The organism is Frankia sp. AiPa1, assembly GCF_023243075.1.
Lineage (GTDB): Bacteria > Actinomycetota > Actinomycetes > Frankiales > Frankiaceae > Frankia.
The window spans coordinates 57,404-74,719 of record NZ_JALKFZ020000125.1 but is presented as its reverse complement, the minus strand read 5'-3'; the positions used below and the strand labels follow the sequence as shown (position 1 = coordinate 74,719).

At 68.6% G+C, this 17,316-nt stretch carries 20 protein-coding genes; 7 read left to right on the top strand and 13 right to left on the bottom strand.

Annotated elements, in window-relative coordinates; all coding sequences use genetic code 11:
• Positions 1-168 precede the first annotated feature (168 nt).
• Positions 169-744 carry an HhH-GPD-type base excision DNA repair protein gene (locus tag MXD95_RS11260; protein WP_250640530.1) on the top strand — a complete coding sequence of 192 codons (576 nt, stop codon included), beginning with the start codon at positions 169-171 and terminating at the stop codon, positions 742-744.
• A gap of 47 nt (positions 745-791) precedes the next feature.
• Here the strand turns inward: MXD95_RS11260 and MXD95_RS11255 are convergent, their stop codons facing one another.
• From MXD95_RS11255 to MXD95_RS11230, 6 genes are all read right to left on the bottom strand, one after another.
• Positions 792-1,175 carry a type II toxin-antitoxin system VapC family toxin gene (locus MXD95_RS11255; protein ID WP_250640529.1) on the bottom strand — a complete coding sequence of 128 codons (384 nt, stop codon included), beginning with the start codon at positions 1,173-1,175 and terminating at the stop codon, positions 792-794.
• Positions 1,172-1,420, bottom strand: coding sequence for a type II toxin-antitoxin system Phd/YefM family antitoxin (locus MXD95_RS11250; protein WP_250640528.1), 249 nt, complete (start codon positions 1,418-1,420; stop codon positions 1,172-1,174). The genes MXD95_RS11255 and MXD95_RS11250 overlap by 4 nt, the downstream gene beginning before the upstream one ends.
• Before the next feature lie 97 nt (positions 1,421-1,517).
• Positions 1,518-2,252 carry a class I SAM-dependent methyltransferase gene (locus MXD95_RS11245; RefSeq protein WP_250640527.1) on the bottom strand — a complete coding sequence of 245 codons (735 nt, stop codon included), beginning with the start codon at positions 2,250-2,252 and terminating at the stop codon, positions 1,518-1,520.
• A gap of 9 nt (positions 2,253-2,261) precedes the next feature.
• On the bottom strand, positions 2,262-3,560 hold the full coding sequence (locus MXD95_RS11240; protein ID WP_250640526.1) for a prenyltransferase/squalene oxidase repeat-containing protein: 1,299 nt from the start codon (positions 3,558-3,560) through the stop codon (positions 2,262-2,264).
• Positions 3,541-4,212, bottom strand: coding sequence for a phosphoribosylanthranilate isomerase (locus MXD95_RS11235; protein ID WP_250640525.1), 672 nt, complete (start codon positions 4,210-4,212; stop codon positions 3,541-3,543). Before MXD95_RS11235 ends, MXD95_RS11240 begins: the two co-directional genes overlap by 20 nt.
• 771 nt (positions 4,213-4,983) lie before the next feature.
• On the bottom strand, positions 4,984-5,691 hold the full coding sequence (locus MXD95_RS11230) for an HAD family hydrolase (RefSeq protein WP_250640524.1): 708 nt from the start codon (positions 5,689-5,691) through the stop codon (positions 4,984-4,986).
• 162 nt (positions 5,692-5,853) lie between these two features.
• Here MXD95_RS11230 and MXD95_RS11225 point away from each other — a divergent pair, with 162 nt between their 5' ends.
• Positions 5,854-6,804, top strand: a complete 951-nt coding sequence (locus MXD95_RS11225) for a cold shock domain-containing protein (RefSeq protein ID WP_250640523.1) — start codon at positions 5,854-5,856, stop codon at positions 6,802-6,804.
• 71 nt (positions 6,805-6,875) lie between these two features.
• Here the strand turns inward: MXD95_RS11225 and MXD95_RS11220 are convergent, their stop codons facing one another.
• From MXD95_RS11220 to MXD95_RS11205, 4 genes are all read right to left on the bottom strand, one after another.
• Complete coding sequence (locus MXD95_RS11220) at positions 6,876-7,676, bottom strand: copper chaperone (RefSeq protein WP_250640522.1); 801 nt, start codon at positions 7,674-7,676, stop codon at positions 6,876-6,878.
• A 191-nt stretch (positions 7,677-7,867) separates the two neighbouring features.
• Positions 7,868-9,406 carry a tyrosinase family protein gene (locus tag MXD95_RS11215; RefSeq protein ID WP_250640521.1) on the bottom strand — a complete coding sequence of 513 codons (1,539 nt, stop codon included), beginning with the start codon at positions 9,404-9,406 and terminating at the stop codon, positions 7,868-7,870.
• 224 nt (positions 9,407-9,630) lie between these two features.
• Positions 9,631-10,539, bottom strand: coding sequence for a MerR family transcriptional regulator (locus tag MXD95_RS11210; RefSeq protein WP_250640520.1), 909 nt, complete (start codon positions 10,537-10,539; stop codon positions 9,631-9,633).
• Positions 10,540-10,576: 37 nt separating this feature from the next.
• The gene (locus MXD95_RS11205; protein ID WP_250640519.1) at positions 10,577-11,176 is read right to left on the bottom strand and encodes a TetR/AcrR family transcriptional regulator; all 600 of its coding nucleotides are present in this window, start codon (positions 11,174-11,176) and stop codon (positions 10,577-10,579) included.
• A 119-nt stretch (positions 11,177-11,295) separates the two neighbouring features.
• On the opposite strand from MXD95_RS11205, the gene MXD95_RS11200 reads away from it, so the two are divergent.
• Complete coding sequence (locus tag MXD95_RS11200; RefSeq protein ID WP_250640518.1) at positions 11,296-11,709, top strand: nuclear transport factor 2 family protein; 414 nt, start codon at positions 11,296-11,298, stop codon at positions 11,707-11,709.
• Positions 11,710-11,785: 76 nt separating this feature from the next.
• Positions 11,786-13,168, top strand: a complete 1,383-nt coding sequence (locus tag MXD95_RS11195) for a Fic family protein (RefSeq protein ID WP_250640517.1) — start codon at positions 11,786-11,788, stop codon at positions 13,166-13,168.
• On the opposite strand, the gene MXD95_RS11190 is transcribed toward MXD95_RS11195, so the two are convergent.
• From MXD95_RS11190 to MXD95_RS11180, 3 genes are read right to left on the bottom strand one after another with little or no spacing between them, the layout of a single operon-like run.
• Positions 13,099-13,980 carry a class I SAM-dependent methyltransferase gene (locus MXD95_RS11190; RefSeq protein WP_250640516.1) on the bottom strand — a complete coding sequence of 294 codons (882 nt, stop codon included), beginning with the start codon at positions 13,978-13,980 and terminating at the stop codon, positions 13,099-13,101. The two genes, MXD95_RS11195 and MXD95_RS11190, sit on opposite strands and share 70 nt — an antisense overlap.
• On the bottom strand, positions 13,980-14,324 hold the full coding sequence (locus MXD95_RS11185) for a VOC family protein (RefSeq protein ID WP_250640515.1): 345 nt from the start codon (positions 14,322-14,324) through the stop codon (positions 13,980-13,982). Before MXD95_RS11185 ends, MXD95_RS11190 begins: the two co-directional genes overlap by 1 nt.
• Before the next feature lie 2 nt (positions 14,325-14,326).
• Positions 14,327-14,521, bottom strand: a complete 195-nt coding sequence (locus tag MXD95_RS11180; protein ID WP_250640514.1) for a ribbon-helix-helix domain-containing protein — start codon at positions 14,519-14,521, stop codon at positions 14,327-14,329.
• 186 nt (positions 14,522-14,707) lie between these two features.
• Between MXD95_RS11180 and MXD95_RS29595 the strand changes: the two genes are divergently transcribed.
• The 3 genes from MXD95_RS29595 to MXD95_RS11165 are packed head-to-tail and all read left to right on the top strand — an operon-like array spanning position 14,708 to position 17,315.
• Positions 14,708-15,295, top strand: coding sequence for a hypothetical protein (locus MXD95_RS29595; protein ID WP_250640513.1), 588 nt, complete (start codon positions 14,708-14,710; stop codon positions 15,293-15,295).
• Positions 15,184-15,624 carry a MarR family winged helix-turn-helix transcriptional regulator gene (locus MXD95_RS11170; protein ID WP_250640613.1) on the top strand — a complete coding sequence of 147 codons (441 nt, stop codon included), beginning with the start codon at positions 15,184-15,186 and terminating at the stop codon, positions 15,622-15,624. Before MXD95_RS29595 ends, MXD95_RS11170 begins: the two co-directional genes overlap by 112 nt.
• A complete protein-coding gene (locus MXD95_RS11165) occupies positions 15,621-17,315 on the top strand; it encodes an MDR family MFS transporter (protein ID WP_250640512.1) in 1,695 nt (564 codons plus the stop codon). Before MXD95_RS11170 ends, MXD95_RS11165 begins: the two co-directional genes overlap by 4 nt.
• Position 17,316 lies beyond the last annotated feature (1 nt).

Below are 17,316 nucleotides of genomic sequence, written 5' to 3'. Positions count from 1 at the left end.
GACCGGCGGGAACACGGTGGGGCGATCCGAAGGCGGTTGTGACGATCTTGCTCGGCGGGACCCGTCATTGTTGGGTAGCCCGACCGCCACAGGTGCTCGCTGGTTGCCCTCCGGCCGTATGACCGGTAGCCCGCCGGCTGCTGCTCTGCGGCCGACTACGGTATTCGCGTGGGACTTCACCTAAGCCAGATCGACGAGGCCGACGAGCTGCTGACGAACGACCCGTTGGCGCTGCTGATCGGGATGGTGCTGGATCAGCAGATCCCGCTGGAGCGGGCGTTCGCGGCCCCGCTGGAGCTGACCCGCCGGCTCGGCCGCTTGTTGGACCCGGCGGACCTGGCGGTGATGGATCCGGAGAAGCTGGCCGCGGTCTTCTCGATCCAGCCCGCGCTGCACCGGTTCCCGGCGGCGATGGCGCAACGGACGCAGAAGCTTTGCCAGATCGTCGTCGACAGCTACGACGGTGACGCCGCCCGGGTGTGGACGACTGCCAAGGATGGGCGTGAACTGCTGAAGCGGGTCGCGGCGCTGCCCGGTTTCGGCACGCAAAAGGCCAAGATCTTCGTGGCGCTGCTCGGCAAGCAGCTCAACGTCGATGCTCCGGGCTGGCGCGAGGCCACAGCGCCCTTCGGCGAGGCTGGCAGCTACCTCTCGGTTGCCGACATCGTCGACCAGCAGAGCCGGGACAAGGTCCGCGAGTACAAGAAGCAGATGAAGGCCGCCGCCAAGGCGCGGGCCGGCTGACAAGAGCTGGGTCAATCCGGCCGGGCTGGACTGCACGCGGACCAAGCCTAGACCGTCACGATTGTGATGAGATCTTCGAGGCCGGCGAGGTCGGCGGCGTTGCGGGTGTAGACGCTGGCCCCGTGAGCGTGCGCCGTCGCCGCGATCAGCAGGTCCATCGTCCGGGCCCGTGGCTGACGGCCGATTTCGACGACTCGGGCGGCCAGTCGTCCATAGCTGTCGGCGACGGCGTCGTCTACCGGGAGCGGGTCGAATCGTCGTTGGAGTGCGCTGAGCCGGGCGAGTCGGTTCGCGCGGGCCTCGGGTGTCCTGGCGACGAGAACGCCGAACTGGAGTTCGGCGATGCTGATGGCGCTGACCGCCAGTTCGCCGGGGATCGGGAGGACATCGGTGGCCACCAGCACGCTGGTGTCGAGGACGCCACGATTCATCGATCTTCCCAAGGGTCTGTCAGGGTGTTGTCGACGAGTTCGCGATCGCCGGGCCAGTCGGCGTCGGCCGGCAGGGCGAAGACCTCCGCGAGATCGTCCCAACGCCGCCATGCGCGCAGGGTTACAGGACCGAGAACGGCTGCCGGTCGACCGGAGACGGTGATGGTCAGTCGCTCGCCGGCCTGGGCCCGCCGCACCAGCTCGCTCGCGTTCTGCCGCACCTCACGCAGCCCTATCTCGTTCATGCCCTCAGGATAGCACTTGTGCTACCGCGGTCGCGCTGGCGCTGGACGCGGGGTCTCGAGCCGGGGACGGGGCCCGTGTGCGGACAGTTCGCAGGAGTCACACCGCGGTCGTCGAAAGGTCGATCTTGCGGCCCCGGATGTGAAGAAACCGTGGATTATTCCGCATGTCATCGAGGCCGGGATACTTCTGCACTATTGCGGTGCTCGGCCTGGGTTCGGCCATGTAGTCGCATACGAGGCCGGCGTCCGTAAGCATCAGGAAATAGCTACTGACGGTCCGGTGCGCGCTGTGCAGATGTATCGACCTGTTCTCTATGTGGACGTGTTCGTCGTAATCCCTCTCCTCGAAGTAGCTGGAACGAGCGTGGTCCTGCTGGGATGAGATGGCCTGCCATGAGGAGAGCGGATGGACGACTGAGAGGCACAGGGAGCCGCCGGGTGCGAGGACGCGGCTGGCTTCGGCGATGGCCCCCGGCGCATCGGTGATGTCCTGGAGGGACATCGAGGCGATGACCAGATCGAAAACGGCGTCCCGAAACGGAAGGTCGGTTCCGTCCGCGAGGACCGTCCGCAGCGGTGGATCCCCGTCCATGGCCTTGCTGACCAGGTGTGGGGAGATGTCCAGGCCGACGACGTCGACTCCGGCCCGGAGCAGGTGCCTACCCACTCTGCCCTCGCCACAGCCAAGGTCGAGTGCCCGCTTCGCCCCGGGCGGAACCATCCGCAGGAGTGACGGGAGATTGAAATGCCAGAAATAGAAATCATGGTCGGGGTCGCGAGCCCAGGCGGACCAGTCCTCGGCGAGGTTTTTCCATCTCTCGAGCAGTGACATACAGCAACCTCAGGTGACGAGATATGTGACGATGGGCAGGGCAACTGCGGTGACGGCGCCGTAGATCGACAGTGCGATGTTCCGATTCGGGGTGTGAGGCAGTCGGGCGGCCAGGTATCCGTACCAGCCGATCGCGAGAAAATAGATGAGAACGCAGGCAAGAACCTTACGCGAGATGTCGGTGAGGACGACTCCGCCGAGCATGAAGGCGGCGAACATCGTGATCGCAAAAGTGAACAGTATGCCGATGGTCAGGCCGGCTGTGCTGTTCATGATGATCGCGTTCCCGCCAAAGGCTGGAGCGATCTTCTGGGCATCCGTATGGTGGCGTCCGTCGATCCGGCAGAAAAGCTCCAGAACATCCCCCGGTGACGCCTGCGCGAATGCCTGCTTCACCATGACCATGGTCTGTATCCCATGCGTGGTGGAGTAGGTTGTGGCCGGGCCCGCCTCGTTAAGGGCAAATGCTCCCTCTTCGCCTGCGGCTCCGGTACGTTGATGCCGCATCAGCTCGCCAAAATTCTGGCGAATCGAGGGATTGAAGAGTTGTGCGGGTTCGATGCGCAGGACCGCCTGAATGACCACAGCCAGATTGGGGTGCCGCCATTTGTCGCGGATCGGCCCGCGGGAGAACTGTTCCTCCTCTACCGGGATCGGGCCGCCCAGCGCGTCGATCAGCCGTTGCAGGCCCGCCTTCACCGCGCGCCGATAGGCGCCGTCTCGCCACTCTGAGAAAGCCGGTTCCGAGAGCGCGAGTAGCGCCCAGGAGGTATGTGCGATGGTGCAGTCCAGATTGCTGGGATGATTCAGATCTGCCAGGAGCCACTGCCAGGCCGCCAGGTAGTGCCGCGCCAGGGCCGGTACCGCCTCACGCACGGAGACCTCGCCGACGGCGACAAGGGCCACCGCGGTCGCGAACGAGGACTCGCTGCGGCTGGGCGCGAGGGACCAGCCGCGCCCGGTGAACTTTCTTCGCAGCTCTCGAAGCGTTCGGCTGATGTGCTGATCACGGGTCCGCGTCTTCGGTAACCGGCATAGGCCACGCAGCCGCCAGGCCTGGTCGATGGGCGTGTCGAAGACCCATTGCCGGCCGTCCGGCCAGACGACCTCCCATGCGGCCAGTGCATCCAGAAGGTGCTCGAGTTCCCGGCCTGACCTCCCTGCGTGCGAGAGTGCGACTACAACCTCGGCCGTATTCTGCGGGTTGGGGAGGACGTCGGCCACCCAGCCCCAGCCCCCGGCCGGAGACTCGGCCTCTTCGAGCCAACGGCAGGCCAGATCGATCCTTCTATCTATGGATATCTGCATTCGCGCTCCATATAAAGCCTTTGACCAGGTCGCGATTTTTGGCTCCGTTCTGCTCGACCCCGCTGTTGACGTTGACCCCCCAGGGTCGGACTGTCCGGACAGCATCGCCGACGTTTTCCGGGCGGAGACCTCCCGCAAGGATCACCGGGATGAGTGACTCCTTTGCTATTCCTGCGGAGATCGACCAGTCGTGGGTGCGGCCGGTGCCGCCAATTCTGTTCTCCGGGAGGTTTATCGAGTCCAGTACCAGGCCATCTACAAGCGAGCTCCATGGTTCGCCGGCCGGAGCTGCGGAGTCATCAGTGACGTGGACGGCCTTGAGGAGACGTATGTGTGGTGCGGAGTTGCGGAGAGTGGGAATTGCGCCGGGATCCACATCACCGTGGAGCTGGATGGTGTCGATGGGCAGCCGGGCGAGCTCGAGTATCTCGTCGGCAGTGGTCGCGTGCGTGACCGCGTATCGACCCACATACGGGGGAACACGGCTCAGCAGCTCCACGGCCTTCGCCAAGTCCACCGCGTCCTCGGCCCGGTGCTTTACCTGGACGAGTACGCCTATTGCGTCTGCTCCCCCCTCGACACAGGCGCTGACGTCTCGATGCGTCTGATTCGCACAGATAGACGTACGTATGCGGAGCGTTGGTAGGGTCATGTCTCCTCCAGCGGTGGTTCATTGGATCCGAGATGTCGGCCCCCCGATTGCACGGAAACCTGGCCGGCCATTCTCCCACCGGTGCTTCCGCATGCTTCCGCGGCGTCAGGAGGCGCCGCGGAAAGGGCTATACAATACGGTGATAAACAGAGAACTTCCCGGGCTCGCCCGGGCCGGTGGCCGGCTGTCGCCCTTGATGCCCTGGAGCGCCGTTGACCATGGTCGAACGATGTTCGCCGATGGCAACGTCCGTGTGACGCCTCCGCCCGAGCTTCGCCCGATTGTCACCACGAGCGGCGACCTCCCCCGCGTGAAAATATGCTCAACAATCAATAACGGTGCCAGGCGATTGGCGTGGCTTCGCAGCCAAACGCCCGGTAAAGTCGGATCATCCCCGTCGGGGTGAGTTGGGAGCTCGTCCGGCCGTCACGGAGAGCAGGCAGCATGTATCCCGAGCCGTGGGCGCCAGCCGTTGAACGGAAGCTGAGGCGTGTGACATGTGCTTGACGAAGTCGGGCATGGGGGCGCTGACGTGGCGGAAAGCCGCACCGGCCGCATGCGTGCATTGACGCCGGCCAGCCCCAGGGCGGAGCCCCTTCTCCGGCTGTGACCCTGCGTGACGGCCAAGCTCGAACGGGCAAGTATGTGAGATGCAGCACATTGCTGCCGCCATTGGGTCAGGTTTCTCGCGAGGGCTGAGGGAATTGGCTCGGGCCGCATCGGGGCGCGGCCAGGTGCCCCGGCCGGAAGGTCATCGCCAGTTGTGGGCGGTCACGATCTGGCGAGGATTTCCACGACGGGGGTCAGGTCCGGCACCTCGTGGATGATCCGTTGCTGCGGCGGGCGGGTCCGGCCGGTTCGGTTCACCCAGATGGCCGGGATGCCAAGCGAGGTGGCTCCGGCCACGTCGCAGGTCAGTGAATCGCCGATGTGCAGAACCTGATCAGGTGTCAGCCCGAGCAGGCCAAGGGCGAGTCGGAACGGCTCCGGCCGTGGCTTGTACGCGCGGGCGTCCTCGCTCGTCACCACCAGGTCGACCTGGATCCCGAGCTGGCTGATCGCCGCCTCGATGTCGGCGCGGTCGATGTCCGAGACGATGCACACCGGACATGTGATCTCGGTCAGGAGCACCGTGGCGTCAGGAAACAGAGTCGGCTGCTGCCAGTACGCGAACAGTCGCCCGCTCAGGGCTTCCTCGTCCATTGACGATCCGAAGCGTCGGATCGTCTCCTGGAGAGACCGGCGTTCCAGGGTCCGCAGAGTGATGAAGGAATGGCCCGTGGACGCCGTGCACAGGTCCGAGAACAGGGCCGACCAGTACGCGCTGACCGTGCGCGGATCGACCTGCTGGCTGGCGGTGCCACTGATCTCGACGCAGATCTGCGAGATCAGCTGATCGTCCTCCTCGACGACCGTCCCGTAGAAATCCACCAGAATGGCCTGAGGCCAGCTCGGCTGGGTGCCCTGGACATGTGGCATAACTTAGTATGGTCAGGACTTCGGGGTGACTCGCGGCCGTCGGGGCACGCGGCGGGGGAGCGGGCTGGTCAGGGACGTCGCTCGGCCGGTGAGCACCGGTGCCGCGGGCAGCAGTCACGGGACGTGAGCCTGCTCTGCTCGCCAGAGATGTTACAAAAGGCCATGGCTATGATGACGCGCGGTGCTCGGCTGCTGATGGCCGTCGTGCCGATGGTTCTTGCGACCGCGGCCTGTGCTGGAACCGGCGTGGCCACAGTGGACGGAGCACGCGGCGGGGGCGCTACGGGAGGGGGCGCCGGCAGCGGCGCGACGGTGGCTGTGCGGGTGGAGCGGACGGGTGGTTTCGTGCCGGCGGACCTGGTGCTCACCAGGCTGCCGATCGTGGCCATCTACGCGGACGGGCAGGTGATCGACGAGGGCCCGCAGATCGCGATCGCTCCGCCACCGGCCTGGCCCAACGTCCAGCTTCGACGGATCCCGGTCGCGGACGTGCGCAGGCTCGTCGACCGGGCGGTCGCGGCCGGCATCGGCACCGAACGGGACTTCGGCCAGCCACCCATCGCGGATGCCACATCGACCCGCTTCACCATCCGCACCGCTTCTGGCGTCACCAGGGCCGAGATACCGGCGTTGCTCGAATCGGACGGCTCGGGGCTGACCGCCCACCAGCAGGCCGCGCGGCGGGCGGCCAGAAGCCTGTATGACGCGCTGACCGACCTGCCCGCGACGCTGGGCGCGGGCGCGGTCGGCACATCAACGACCTACCTGCCCGCCGCGGTGGCCGCGATCGCCGCGCCGTGGACCGACACCTGCTCCTCCCCGGACACCACCGCGTTGGCAGGAACCGAGCCGGGCGGGCTGTGCGCCGACGGCCTTCCGCGCCAGGCCGAGCGTTCGTGGCCAGGGCCGGCACTGCCCGGAGAACCACTGCGCGCAGACACTGAACTCAGTTGTGTGACGGCCCGGGGCGACGCGGCAACGAAGGTGACCGCCGCGGCGCGCCAGGCGGTGACCACCACCGCGTGGAGATCCGGCGGCAAGCGCTGGCGCGTGAGCCTGCGGCCACTGCTGCCGGACGAATCCGGCTGCGCGGACGTGCGCAGGGCCAGCTGACCGCCGCGCGACCCGAGTGGGCGCTCCGTGATCGGACCCGCCCTGGCCGCCGCCGATATGTGCGGCGGTCGTTACGACGGCGTCGGTGGGGTGACGCGGTCGCCCCGGATGGCCCAGCAGAGCTGCGTGACGGAGCGCTGCCGTGCGGCGGCGGAAACGAGGCGTGCGGCCGTGACCGGGAGACGTGGACGCCAGGCCGGGGCCACGGGAGGGTCGAGGACCTCGGCCCAGATCCAGAGCGTGACGACAGCCATCGCGACCAGATGCCACCGGTCGAACAGAAGCGGTAGCAGCATCAGCGCCCAGCAGGACCCGAGACACCAGAAGGCGTGCATGCCGCCGAATCGCAGCGCGGCGACGTCGGCATCGCGGCCGAAGGCGGCCATTGGCGGATGCGCGTGATGGCGATTGAGGCAGCGCTGTTTGAGCGGCGAGAACTGCCAGGCCACTGCCACGACGACGCCGATTGCGAGGGCAACCATATCGTCCGGAAAAACTGCGCTGTCTGGAAAAAATGTGCCGTTCGGCGACAACGACAGCCATCGCCTGATTGCCAGAATCGCGCCGGCGAGCACGAAGAGAATCAGCCCGCCGGCTGACCAGATCGCCGCATAGGCCGCGGTGAGCAGCGCCAGGGTGCGCCGCCGGCGGCTGGGCAGGCTGCGCACGTACACATGACGCAGGGCTGGAATCAGCAGCGGCGCCATCATGGCCGTCAGCATGAACGGCCAGGAGACCAGGAACATCCACAGTGATTCCGCCGAGAACGCGTCCCCCGGCGCCATCGCGTCCGCGGGATGGGTTTCGAGGATGACGAGGATCGGGCCGTTCTCCGGGCCGGGCATGCCGGGCATGCCGTGCATCGCGTGCATGCCACGCATGTCGTGTGGACCAGGCGCTCCGTGCATGGAGTGCCCCGAGCCGGACATGAGCGCGTGGATGGCGAGGGTTGCCGCCCACGCGATCGCCGTGACTGCCAGTACCGGCCCGCGGATGCGGCGACGATGGCGGGCCTCGGGCGTCGCCCCGGACGGTGCCTGGGATCTCATCGTCCGAGGCCGGTTCAGACGCCGCCGCGAAAGACGCTGATCCGGCCGATGCTGACGCCGGCCTCGTCCGGGACCGGATTGATCGGCACGATCCGGACGGGCAGAGCGTCGACGTCGAACGAGTTGCCGAGGTGGAGCCGGTCGACGATGTCCGTGATCTCGAGGACGAAGGTGAGGCCCTGACCCGCGTGCTCCTGGTCGGGTGTGCTGGCCTTGCGCAGGCCGAACGGTGCGACACTGCCGGCGAGCCGGTCGGGAAAGGCGGTCGGGTCCTCGTCGTCGGGCACACCGAGGTAGACGTCGAAGGCGGCCGTGTCCGACTGCCCGCGGATGTTCTCGAGGTTGAGGAACACGCGGTCCGGCGCCGGGGGACTGCCCGCGGCCCGAAGCCCCGGGGCGAGACTGGCGGTGACCTTGCGCCGCATGCCCGAGTCGAGCCGCACGTGGCCGCGCACGTCGCTGCCCCGGATCGGCACCGGCCCGGCGGAGGCGCCGACCAGCTCGACCGTGGTGTCCTCGGAACCGGTGTCGTCCGGCAAGCGCCGTGCTCCTTCCGTGTGGGCAGTGATCCCGAGCCGCTCCAGCCGTTCGGCGGGCGGCGCCGCGACGATCGCCGGTGTCAGGTCGGAGTAGGTGTACCCGAGGGCCGCGAGACTGGTCATCTCGGCGGGTGTGAAAGTCCAGGTAGTGCCGTCGGGTTTCGGCATCGCGAAGGCCCGCTGGCCGCGCCCGGCCGGGCCGCCGGTCCAGTGGGCGTCGGTGGGATCGCGATGGGTCGGCGCGGACCGGTTCCAGGATTCCCACAGCCGGTCGATGTTGGCGTGGTGCAGCCAGAAGATCGGGTCGAGGCCGGCGCTGTCGGGTACCGACATCGCACCCGGCAGGCTCCCGTCGTCGCCGCCGACCAGGACGTGCACCATGTTGTGCGGCTGGCTCTCCAGCCCGCCGGGGATCCGCCCGGAATGCGCGAAGCCCGTGTCAACCCCGCCGAAACCAGGACTGCCGCCATTGGACACTCCGGTGAAGGCACGTTCGTTCAGAGCCCGCACGTTCACCTTGTCGAGGGGTACGTTCACCGTGCCGTCGCCGGCCGGGCCGAACCGTGGCCGTACGAACAGGGGATTGTCTCCCCCGTCCGGCCAGTCGGGCCGGGCGAAGGCGGGCGGCAGCGTGTTCTGGCCCGGTCTGAAATAGTCCCAGTAGGGCAACGCCCAGTCGGCCGGGCCGCCGAGCTTGACCACGGCGGCCCGGATGATCTGCTCGAAGGCGAGCAGATATCCGCGGTGCCACGGCAGAAAATACCAACTGCCATGTTGGCACTGGGCCCAGAACCGCCTTCTCAGGGCATCGCTCGGTAGCCGGTCGGAGGAGGTGAAGTAGCCGAGCGCGCGCCACAGTTGCTGGTCGAACCCGTGGATGCCGGCGTAGAAACGCCAGCTGGTGGGGTCGGCGAGGGGTCGCGCCCGCATCGCGGCGACCCCGCGGGCGTACCAGAGGATCGGGTCGGCCCACTCGCCGCCAAGCTCCCACACATTGCGACGCGTCTGTGCCACGGTAACCCCACCTGCGAAGAATCTGGCAAAGGCCAGCATCGGCAACGTATGCCGATGCTGGCCTTTCGGTCGCTATCCCGAAATCAGGGCGGTGAATCGGCCGGGATCGGCACGAACACTACCATGAGGTGTCCGCCGGACTATCCGCTTCCCGGGCCCGTTCTGCCATCGATGAGGGATGCGGACGACCACGCCCGCGGCCTGCTCACGACGATGCTCGCCGGTTAGGCGGATCCTTGTGCGGCATGGGCGCGCAGGGCCTGGGCGTACCACTCCCATGCGTCGATGATGTCGTCGGGGGCCTGCCCGGGCGCCCAGCCATTGATGATGCCGACGAGCGTCCAGTAACGGCCGACCCGACGATCGGTGAAGGCCTCGATGCGGTCGGCGACCTGGCGGCGATCCTCCGGCGGGGTGGGGCCGAGAGCCTCGAGGCGTTCGACGACCGCCAGGGCCTCGGCGGAGGCGGGGTCGACCGCGGCGCGGGCGGCTGGCCCGGCGAATGCACCCACCGCCTTGCCGACGTCGAACTGCCCCACGTCCGGCTGCGGCCCCTCGGCCCGGGCCCGTTGCGCCATCCGGCGGCTGGTGGCGATGAAGTCCGGGTCGCGCAACAACTCGGCGATCTCCAGCCAGGCCGCTACCTGCTCGGGGGTCGGGTCGTCGGGCAGCTCGGGCGCGCCCATGCTCAGCCGGTCGGCGACCGGGTCGGGGGCGTCGCCGAACACGGCGTCCAGATAGTCGTCGACGATCCGCCGGCGCTGCTCGGCGGTCAGCGTGGTCAGGTCGGTCATGCGGGCGAGCTCCTCGAAACCGGTGGAATGGGTGGATCCGAACGCGCGCAGCACCGCACGCCGCAGCCGCAGCAGGCGGATCTGGGCGTCCAGCGCGCGGACATGCTCGGCGACGAGGGCCGGCAGGGACGTTTCGGCATCGAGCACACGCCTGATGTCGTCCAGCCCGATGCCGAGCTCGCGCAGGGTGCGGACCAGGCGGGCCCGCGCCACGGCGTCGGGCCCGAACTGCCGGTAACCCGCCGGTGTGCGTCCCAGCGCGGGCAGCACACCGGCATCGGCGTAGAACCGCAACGTCCGCACCGGCAGTCCGGTGCGCGCCGCCAGCTGACCGATCATCATGGAGTTGATCCTCGGGTCTCCACCGACTGGAGGGTCAACCACTCCCAGCGGGTTCGATGCCGTGGCGCATGACCCGGATCAGCCGGACCGCGTCGGCCGGGTCGGTGCTGGCCAGAGCGGCGGCGCTGGTGAGGGAGAGCAGGTCGACGGGGGTGAGCTCGGGCCGCACGGTGCCGGCCTCGCGGGCACGGGCCAGATGAGCCGCGGTGGTCGCGCGCATCCGGGCGTGCCAGTGCCGCGCGGACTGCCCACGCCGCTCGGCGGGCTCCTGCGCGATCGCCGCCTCGGCGAGTGGCCGCCTGGACGCGACATGCTCGGCGAACAGGTCCAGCCAGGCGTACAGGCCGTCCTCGGGCGCCGAGGCGTCGAGGAGGGCCGCCCCCTGCGCGCACAGCTCGTCGACCTCGTCGGAGTAGACGGCGATGAGCAGATCGCCGCGGCTGGGAAAGTTCCGGTAGAGCGTGGCGTTGCCGACACCGGCACGGCGAGCGATCTCATCCAGTGGCACCTCCGGACCTCGCTCGTCGAAGAGCTCCCGCGCGGCCCGAAGCAGAAGCTCGGCGTTGCGCGCGGCATCCGCCCGCAACCGGCGTCCGGTGCCGGGGGCGGCCGCGGCTGTGGGCGGACGCGCCACGGTCACTCACCTCCTCGCGGTGCTCCCGGATCCTTGCCGACCGGATGCGTCGTCCATTATGGTGCGAGCTATAAATGGGGAACTCCCCACTTATGGCCGCGGGATGGGAGAGTCAGCAGATGACCCTGAGCACCGACGACCGGATCGCCATCGCGGATCTGATCCACCGGTACGGCCACCTGATCGACGCCGGTGACCTGGCGGGCATCGTGGACCTGTTCACCGCGGATGTCACCTACGACGTCTCCGACTTCGGGTACGGGACGCTGGTCGGCGTGGCGGCGATCCGGGCCGCCGCGCTCGCCGTGGGCGAGGCCAATCCGGTCGGGCACCACGTCACGAACCTCGTCCTGGACGAACAGCCCGGCGGCGAGGTGCACGCCCGCTCGAAGGGCATCGGAGTCCACGCCGACGGCACCACCGTCAGCGTCACACACGACGACGTCGTCGTCCGCGACGACCACGGCTGGCGCATAAGCCACCGGAAGATCACGGCACGTCAGGCTCCACTCGGTGGCGTTCTGTCCGGCTGACCGCCGCCACGCCGTTAAACTCTAGGTGCCTAGAGTTTAACGGCAGCCTTGATCGTTAAAGGTTGGGAGCTTACGCGTGGCCCGCTACGAGGAGCGCCGCTGGGAGCCGGTGCTGGGCGCTCCTGGCCGGCAGGACCGCCGCGGGGGCAGCTATCGGTCGTATCTTCCCGATCCGCTGGTGGGCCGGCCGCTGATGGTAGACGCGGACCTGGACGCGCAGTGCGCGCAGGTGGAGGCGTCCGTGCGTGCGCTTGCGGACAGTCCTGGCGCGCGTGGGCTGGAGGGGCTCGCCCGCTTCCTCCTGCGTTCCGAGGCGCTCGCCTCCTCGCGGATCGAGGGCCTTCAGGTTTCACCGCAGCAGCTCGCGCTCGTCGAGCTGGCCGAGGTCGAGGGCCTGCCCTTGGGTGGGTTTTCGGCGAACGCCCGGTTGGTCGCGAACAACGTGAACGCGTTACGCGAGGCCGGCGGCGCGCTCGCGTCCGCACCAGCGGTGACCAGCGACGGGATCGTGGGCCTCTACCGGGCCCTGCTTCCTGACCAGGACCCGCCGGGTCCGCGCGTGAGTCAGAACTGGCTGGGCGGTGGATACTGGCATCCGTTGGACGCCGAGTTCGTGCCACCGCCGCCGGAACGGGTGCCGGATCTGGTCGACGATCTCGCTCGGTATGCCTCGGGGGCCGGGCACGCGCCGCTGGTCCAGGCCGGCCTGGTGCATGCCCAGTTCGAGACCATCCATCCGTTCACCGACGGCAACGGCCGAGTGGGCCGAGCCCTGATTCACACCGTGCTGACCCGGCGGGGGCTCATCCGCACGGGGGTCCTGCCGGTCAGCCTGGTTCTGCTCACGCGATCCGACGCCTATGTCGCCGGCCTGACCGCGTTTCGGTATGACGGCCCGCCCGATAGCGATGCGGCGCAGGCGGGCGTCGGCGCTTGGCTTACCGGATTCCTACGTGCGGTCGACCTGGCGGCTGGGCAGGCTCGGGCGTTCAGTGATGACATCAGCGTGCTTGAACAGCGGTGGGCGCAACGGCTGATCTCACACCGGCAGGCCTCGGGCCGGATGCCACAGGCCCGAGCCGGCTCAACAGTGCTTCGCCTTCTCGATCTCCTTCCGGAGGCGCCGGTGATGACCGCCCGGACCGTCGAACGGCTCTTGGGAATCTCGTTTCCCGCAGCCAGCAAAGCACTGGAAGAGCTCGTCGCCGCCGGTGTCCTTTCCACCCGCAAGGTGGAACGCAACACCACCAGCTATCTGGCCGGCGAGATTTTTGACCTGCTCACTGTCACCGAACGACGACTCGCCAGCACCCGCTGGGACACGCGCGAGGCCTCGCCACGCCGGCCCACTCCGGCCGCACCCGCACCCGCACCGCAGGCCCAGTCCGTTCACACGGTCGCGAGGAGGAAGTCCTCGCCGGAGGAGGGGCGCAGGGCGTCGGGGCGGCCGGCGAAGTAGCGGTGGGCGAGGTCGGTGCCGCGGACGTGGTTGATGTCGGTGAACCCGGACTCGCGGGCGAGGGCGGCCAGGTCGTCCGGGGTGTAGAAGCTGACGAACGGGGTGCCCGACGCATTCGCGCCCTGGGCCGAGGCCGCAAGGCCGGCCCGGTCGGCCTCGTCGACGAGCTCGGCTGGCAGCAGGAACGTCAGCGCGACGCGCGATCCGGGCGCGAGCTCGGCGATCTGGCGCAGGGTGGTGGCGGTGGCCTCCCGGGTCAGGTACATGGTGACGCCGGTGGCGGCGATGACCGCCGGACGGCCCGGATCGAAACCGGCGGCGGCCAGCTGTTTCCACCAGCCTCCATCCGCCTCGAAATCGACCGGTACCAGGCGCAGCCAGGCGGGCACGCCGTAGCCGAGCTCGATCAGCCGCTCTCGCTTCCAAGCCTGGGTGGCGGGCTGGTCGACCTCGAACACCGTGAGCCGGCCGCCGAACTCCGGCCGCCGCTGGGCGAAGGTGTCCAGACCCGCGCCGAGAATGACGTACTGGCCGACACCGCGTTCCACCTCCCGGGCGACGAGATCCTCGACGAAGCGGGCGCGGGCCACCATCGAGGCCCGGAATCCGCGGGTGAACGCCGGGTCCATGTCCGGCCGGTCCCGCCAGTCCTGCGGCGGCGCGGCCAGGCGCAGGCCGATCTCGTCGGCGAGCACGTGCGGCGGCGCGTCGACCGCGAGGTGTAGCGCCCGCCACAGCGCGACCCGCACCGCGGTGCCGTCCGGTACCGCGGTGTTGGCTGGCGCAGAGGTTTTGTCCGGTACGGCGGCCATCATGATTTCCCCCCTGCCTGCAGGCTCCAGAGCCGACCGTCGGGATCGCGCACGGTCATCTCCCGCGTGCCGTAGTGGGTGTCCTCGAACGGTGTCACGATCTCGACGTCCGGGCCGGGATGAAAAGCATCCTCGTCTGGCACCTTGAGGACGAGCTGGGTCGTGGTCGGCTTGTCCTCGGGAACCTCGGCGATGAACACGTACGGTCCGTCGCTGGCCCGGAACTGACCCGAACTGTGGTCGGTCTCGAACTCGAGGGTGAACCCGAGTGCCTGGAAGAAGCGTGCGGCCCGGCCCCAGTTGTGGGTCTCCAGGAACACGGCCTCGACGCCGTCGGTCGTCATTGTCAGGTCTCCGATCCGGATGACGGTGGTTGCCGCTCGTGGGCGCCCTCTGCGCGAGCGGTGCCGAGGTAGGACCGCAGCGCCTCGGCGACCAGTGCCGACAGGGACTGGCCGGACTCGATCGCCTGGTGCTTGACCTGCTTGATCAGCCCGATCGGCAGATAGACGTTGAACTGCTTCACATCCTCATCGCCCACACCTCGACTCTAGCATGCTAGCAATCTAACATCCGCCCGGTGCGGGCGGTTCCGCGGAACCGGGGGGCCGTCAGCCGGTCCGGCGATACGCGACGGGGAAAATCCGGAGCATGACGACGACGCTCATCACCGGAGCGGGGCCGTCGGGCGGCCGGGCGGCTTGGGGCGCAGGCCCACTTCGTCCAGTTGGACGTCACCGACGACGCGTCGGTGGGGGCCGCGGCGAAGACGATCGAGACCGACGGTGGGCTGGACGTCCTGGTCAACAATGCCGGTATCGAGGCTCGCGGCGCGGACGGGCAGGTCCCCCCGCCCGCCGAGACCTCCGCCGACCTCGTCCGCACTGTCTTCACCAGACGGTCGAGCAGGGTGCCGAGATCATCGTCCGGATGGCGCGGCTCGGCCCGGACGGCCCGACCGGCAGCTACGTCGATGCGGACGGCCCGCTGGCCTGGTAACTCCCTTTGGCCTGATAGCTCCTGGTGGCGGGATGTGTCCACTCGTCGGAGGCGTGTCCGCATGGCCTGGCTCACATGCCACCGGTTGTGCTGTAGGACACCCGCGAATGTGGGCATGCGCCGTCCGTGCCGTGGCTTAATACTTGTATGCTGCAAACAAGTTCCCGGGAGGATCGAGCGGACCCGGGGCGACGGGATCAGCGAATCGCCCAGCTCGCCGAAGGGGTCGCCCGGCTACAGCGGACTTTGGGGCGGGCCCGCGGTCAGATCCTCCGCAAGGCCCGCGAGGACGTGGAGCAGGCGTCCCAGATTCTGATCACATATCTGGCCGGTGGCGGCCCGATGCGGCTCGGCGCGCTCGCGACCGCGGTTCAGTCCGACCCGTCCACGGTCAGCCGGCAGGTGGCCGGGCTGGTCCGCGACGGTTACGTCGAGCGCCGCCCGGATCCTGACGATCGCCGGGCCGTGGTCCTGGCGGTGACCGAGGCGGGCGAGCGGGCCTATCAGGACCACGTGCGCATGCGCGCCGAACGCTATGCCGGCCTCCTCGCCGGCTGGAGCACCGAGGACGTCGAGACCCTGGCCACCCTGCTACACCGGTTGGACGACGAGATCGAGACCCGACTCATGGACGGCGGCAGATGACCATGCGAACAGCCGGCCGCGCCGGCACCAGGACCACCCCGGCACCCACCGGGCCGCTCACCCACCGGCAGATTCTGGCGATCATCACTGCGCTGCTGCTCGGCATGTTCCTCGCGGCGCTCGACCAGACCGTGGTGAGCACCTCGATCCGCCGCATCGGCGACGACCTGCACGGCCTGTCAGCCCAGGCGTGGGTCACCACCGCCTTCCTGATCACCTCGACGATCACGACGCCGCTGTACGGGAAGCTCTCCGACATCTTCGGCCGCAAGCAGCTCTTCATGATCGCCATCTCGATCTTCGTGTCGGGTTCGGCGCTGTGCGGACTGGCGACCGACATGTACATGCTGGCCGGGTTCCGTGCCCTGCAGGGGCTGGGCGCTGGCGGCCTGGTCTCGGTCGCCATGGCGATCACCGCGGACATCCTCTCGCCGCAGGAGCGCCCCCGGTACATGGGGTACTTCATGGCGACGTTCGCCACCTCCAGCGTGCTCGGCCCGCTCGTCGGCGGATTCTTCTCCGGCCAGGACGCGATTCTCGGCATCGCCGGCTGGCGGTGGATCTTCTGGATCAATGTCCCGATCGGTATCGTCGCGCTGATCGTCGTCAATCGGGTCCTGCGCATGCCGACCCGGCGGGCGCAGCAGGTGCGCATCGACTCATGGGGCACCGTCGCGATCGTGACCGCCGTCGTCCCGCTGCTGCTGGTGGCCGAGCGGGGCCGGGAATGGGGCTGGACGTCGGCCTGGTCGCTGGGCTGTTTCGTGCTCGGTGCGGTCGGCCTGGTCGCCTTCCTGCTCGCCGAACGGCGGATGGGCGACGACGCCCTGATCCCGCTGCGGCTGTTTCGTAACCGCACCTTCTCGCTCGGCTCCGCGATCAGCATGGTTCTCGGCATCGGTATGTTCGGCGGGCTGGCCGCCATTCCGCTCTACCTGCAGATCGTCAAGGGGGCGTCGCCGACCCGCGCGGGTCTGCTGATGCTGCCGCTGATGCTCGGCATGATGGGCGCCTCCCTGGCCGCCGGGCGGTGGACGTCGCGGACCGGGCACTACCGCAAGTTCCCGATCGTCGGGAGCTTCCTGCTGGTCGCGGCCCTTGTGCTGCTCTCGTTCCTTGGCGCGGACACCCCGCTGTGGAAGGCCGACGTGTACATGCTCATGTTCGGCGTCGGGCTCGGCCTGAACATGCAGACCATCCAGCTGGCGATGCAGAACGCCGTGTCACCGCGGGACATCGGCGTGGCGACCGCGTCCGGCACGTTCTTCCGCCAGATGGGCGGCACACTGGGCACGGCGGTGTTCCTGTCGATCCTGTTCGGCGGTGCTCCCGCGAAGATCAGTGACGCCTACCAGACCGCAGCCGGTGACCCTGGGTTCGCCGCCGCCGCGGCCGCGCATCCCGACCAGCTCCGCCAGATCACGTCCAGCACCTCGCTGAACGACACCGCCTTCCTGCAGTCGATCGAGAAGACCCTGACCCACCCGTTCATGGTCGGATTCTCGGACGCGATGGGCCTGGTCTTCATCGTCGGCGCGGCTGTGGTCGTGATCGGCCTGGTTCTCGCCTTCTTCGTGCGTGAGATCCCGCTGCGCACCGTCTCCGGCATCGAGGCCGCCCGCGCCGACGCCGCCGCTCTGACTGACGCTGTGCGCGGCCCGGAGCATCGGGTCGGCGGCCGGGCGAGCTGAG

Coding starts and splice junctions, on each gene's coding strand:
- MXD95_RS11255 (WP_250640529.1), bottom strand. CDS start 1,175: ATGAATCGTGGCGTCCTCGACACCAGCGTGCTGGTGGCCACCGATGTC.
- MXD95_RS11250 (WP_250640528.1), bottom strand. CDS start 1,420: ATGAACGAGATAGGGCTGCGTGAGGTGCGGCAGAACGCGAGCGAGCTG.
- MXD95_RS11245 (WP_250640527.1), bottom strand. CDS start 2,252: ATGTCACTGCTCGAGAGATGGAAAAACCTCGCCGAGGACTGGTCCGCC.
- MXD95_RS11240 (WP_250640526.1), bottom strand. CDS start 3,560: ATGCAGATATCCATAGATAGAAGGATCGATCTGGCCTGCCGTTGGCTC.
- MXD95_RS11235 (WP_250640525.1), bottom strand. CDS start 4,212: ATGACCCTACCAACGCTCCGCATACGTACGTCTATCTGTGCGAATCAG.
- MXD95_RS11230 (WP_250640524.1), bottom strand. CDS start 5,691: ATGCCACATGTCCAGGGCACCCAGCCGAGCTGGCCTCAGGCCATTCTG.
- MXD95_RS11225 (WP_250640523.1), top strand. CDS start 5,854: ATGGCTATGATGACGCGCGGTGCTCGGCTGCTGATGGCCGTCGTGCCG.
- MXD95_RS11220 (WP_250640522.1), bottom strand. CDS start 7,676: ATGCACGCGATGCACGGCATGCCCGGCATGCCCGGCCCGGAGAACGGC.
- MXD95_RS11210 (WP_250640520.1), bottom strand. CDS start 10,539: ATGATCGGTCAGCTGGCGGCGCGCACCGGACTGCCGGTGCGGACGTTG.
- MXD95_RS11200 (WP_250640518.1), top strand. CDS start 11,296: ATGACCCTGAGCACCGACGACCGGATCGCCATCGCGGATCTGATCCAC.
- MXD95_RS11190 (WP_250640516.1), bottom strand. CDS start 13,980: ATGGCCGCCGTACCGGACAAAACCTCTGCGCCAGCCAACACCGCGGTA.
- MXD95_RS11185 (WP_250640515.1), bottom strand. CDS start 14,324: ATGACGACCGACGGCGTCGAGGCCGTGTTCCTGGAGACCCACAACTGG.
- MXD95_RS11165 (WP_250640512.1), top strand. CDS start 15,621: ATGACCATGCGAACAGCCGGCCGCGCCGGCACCAGGACCACCCCGGCA.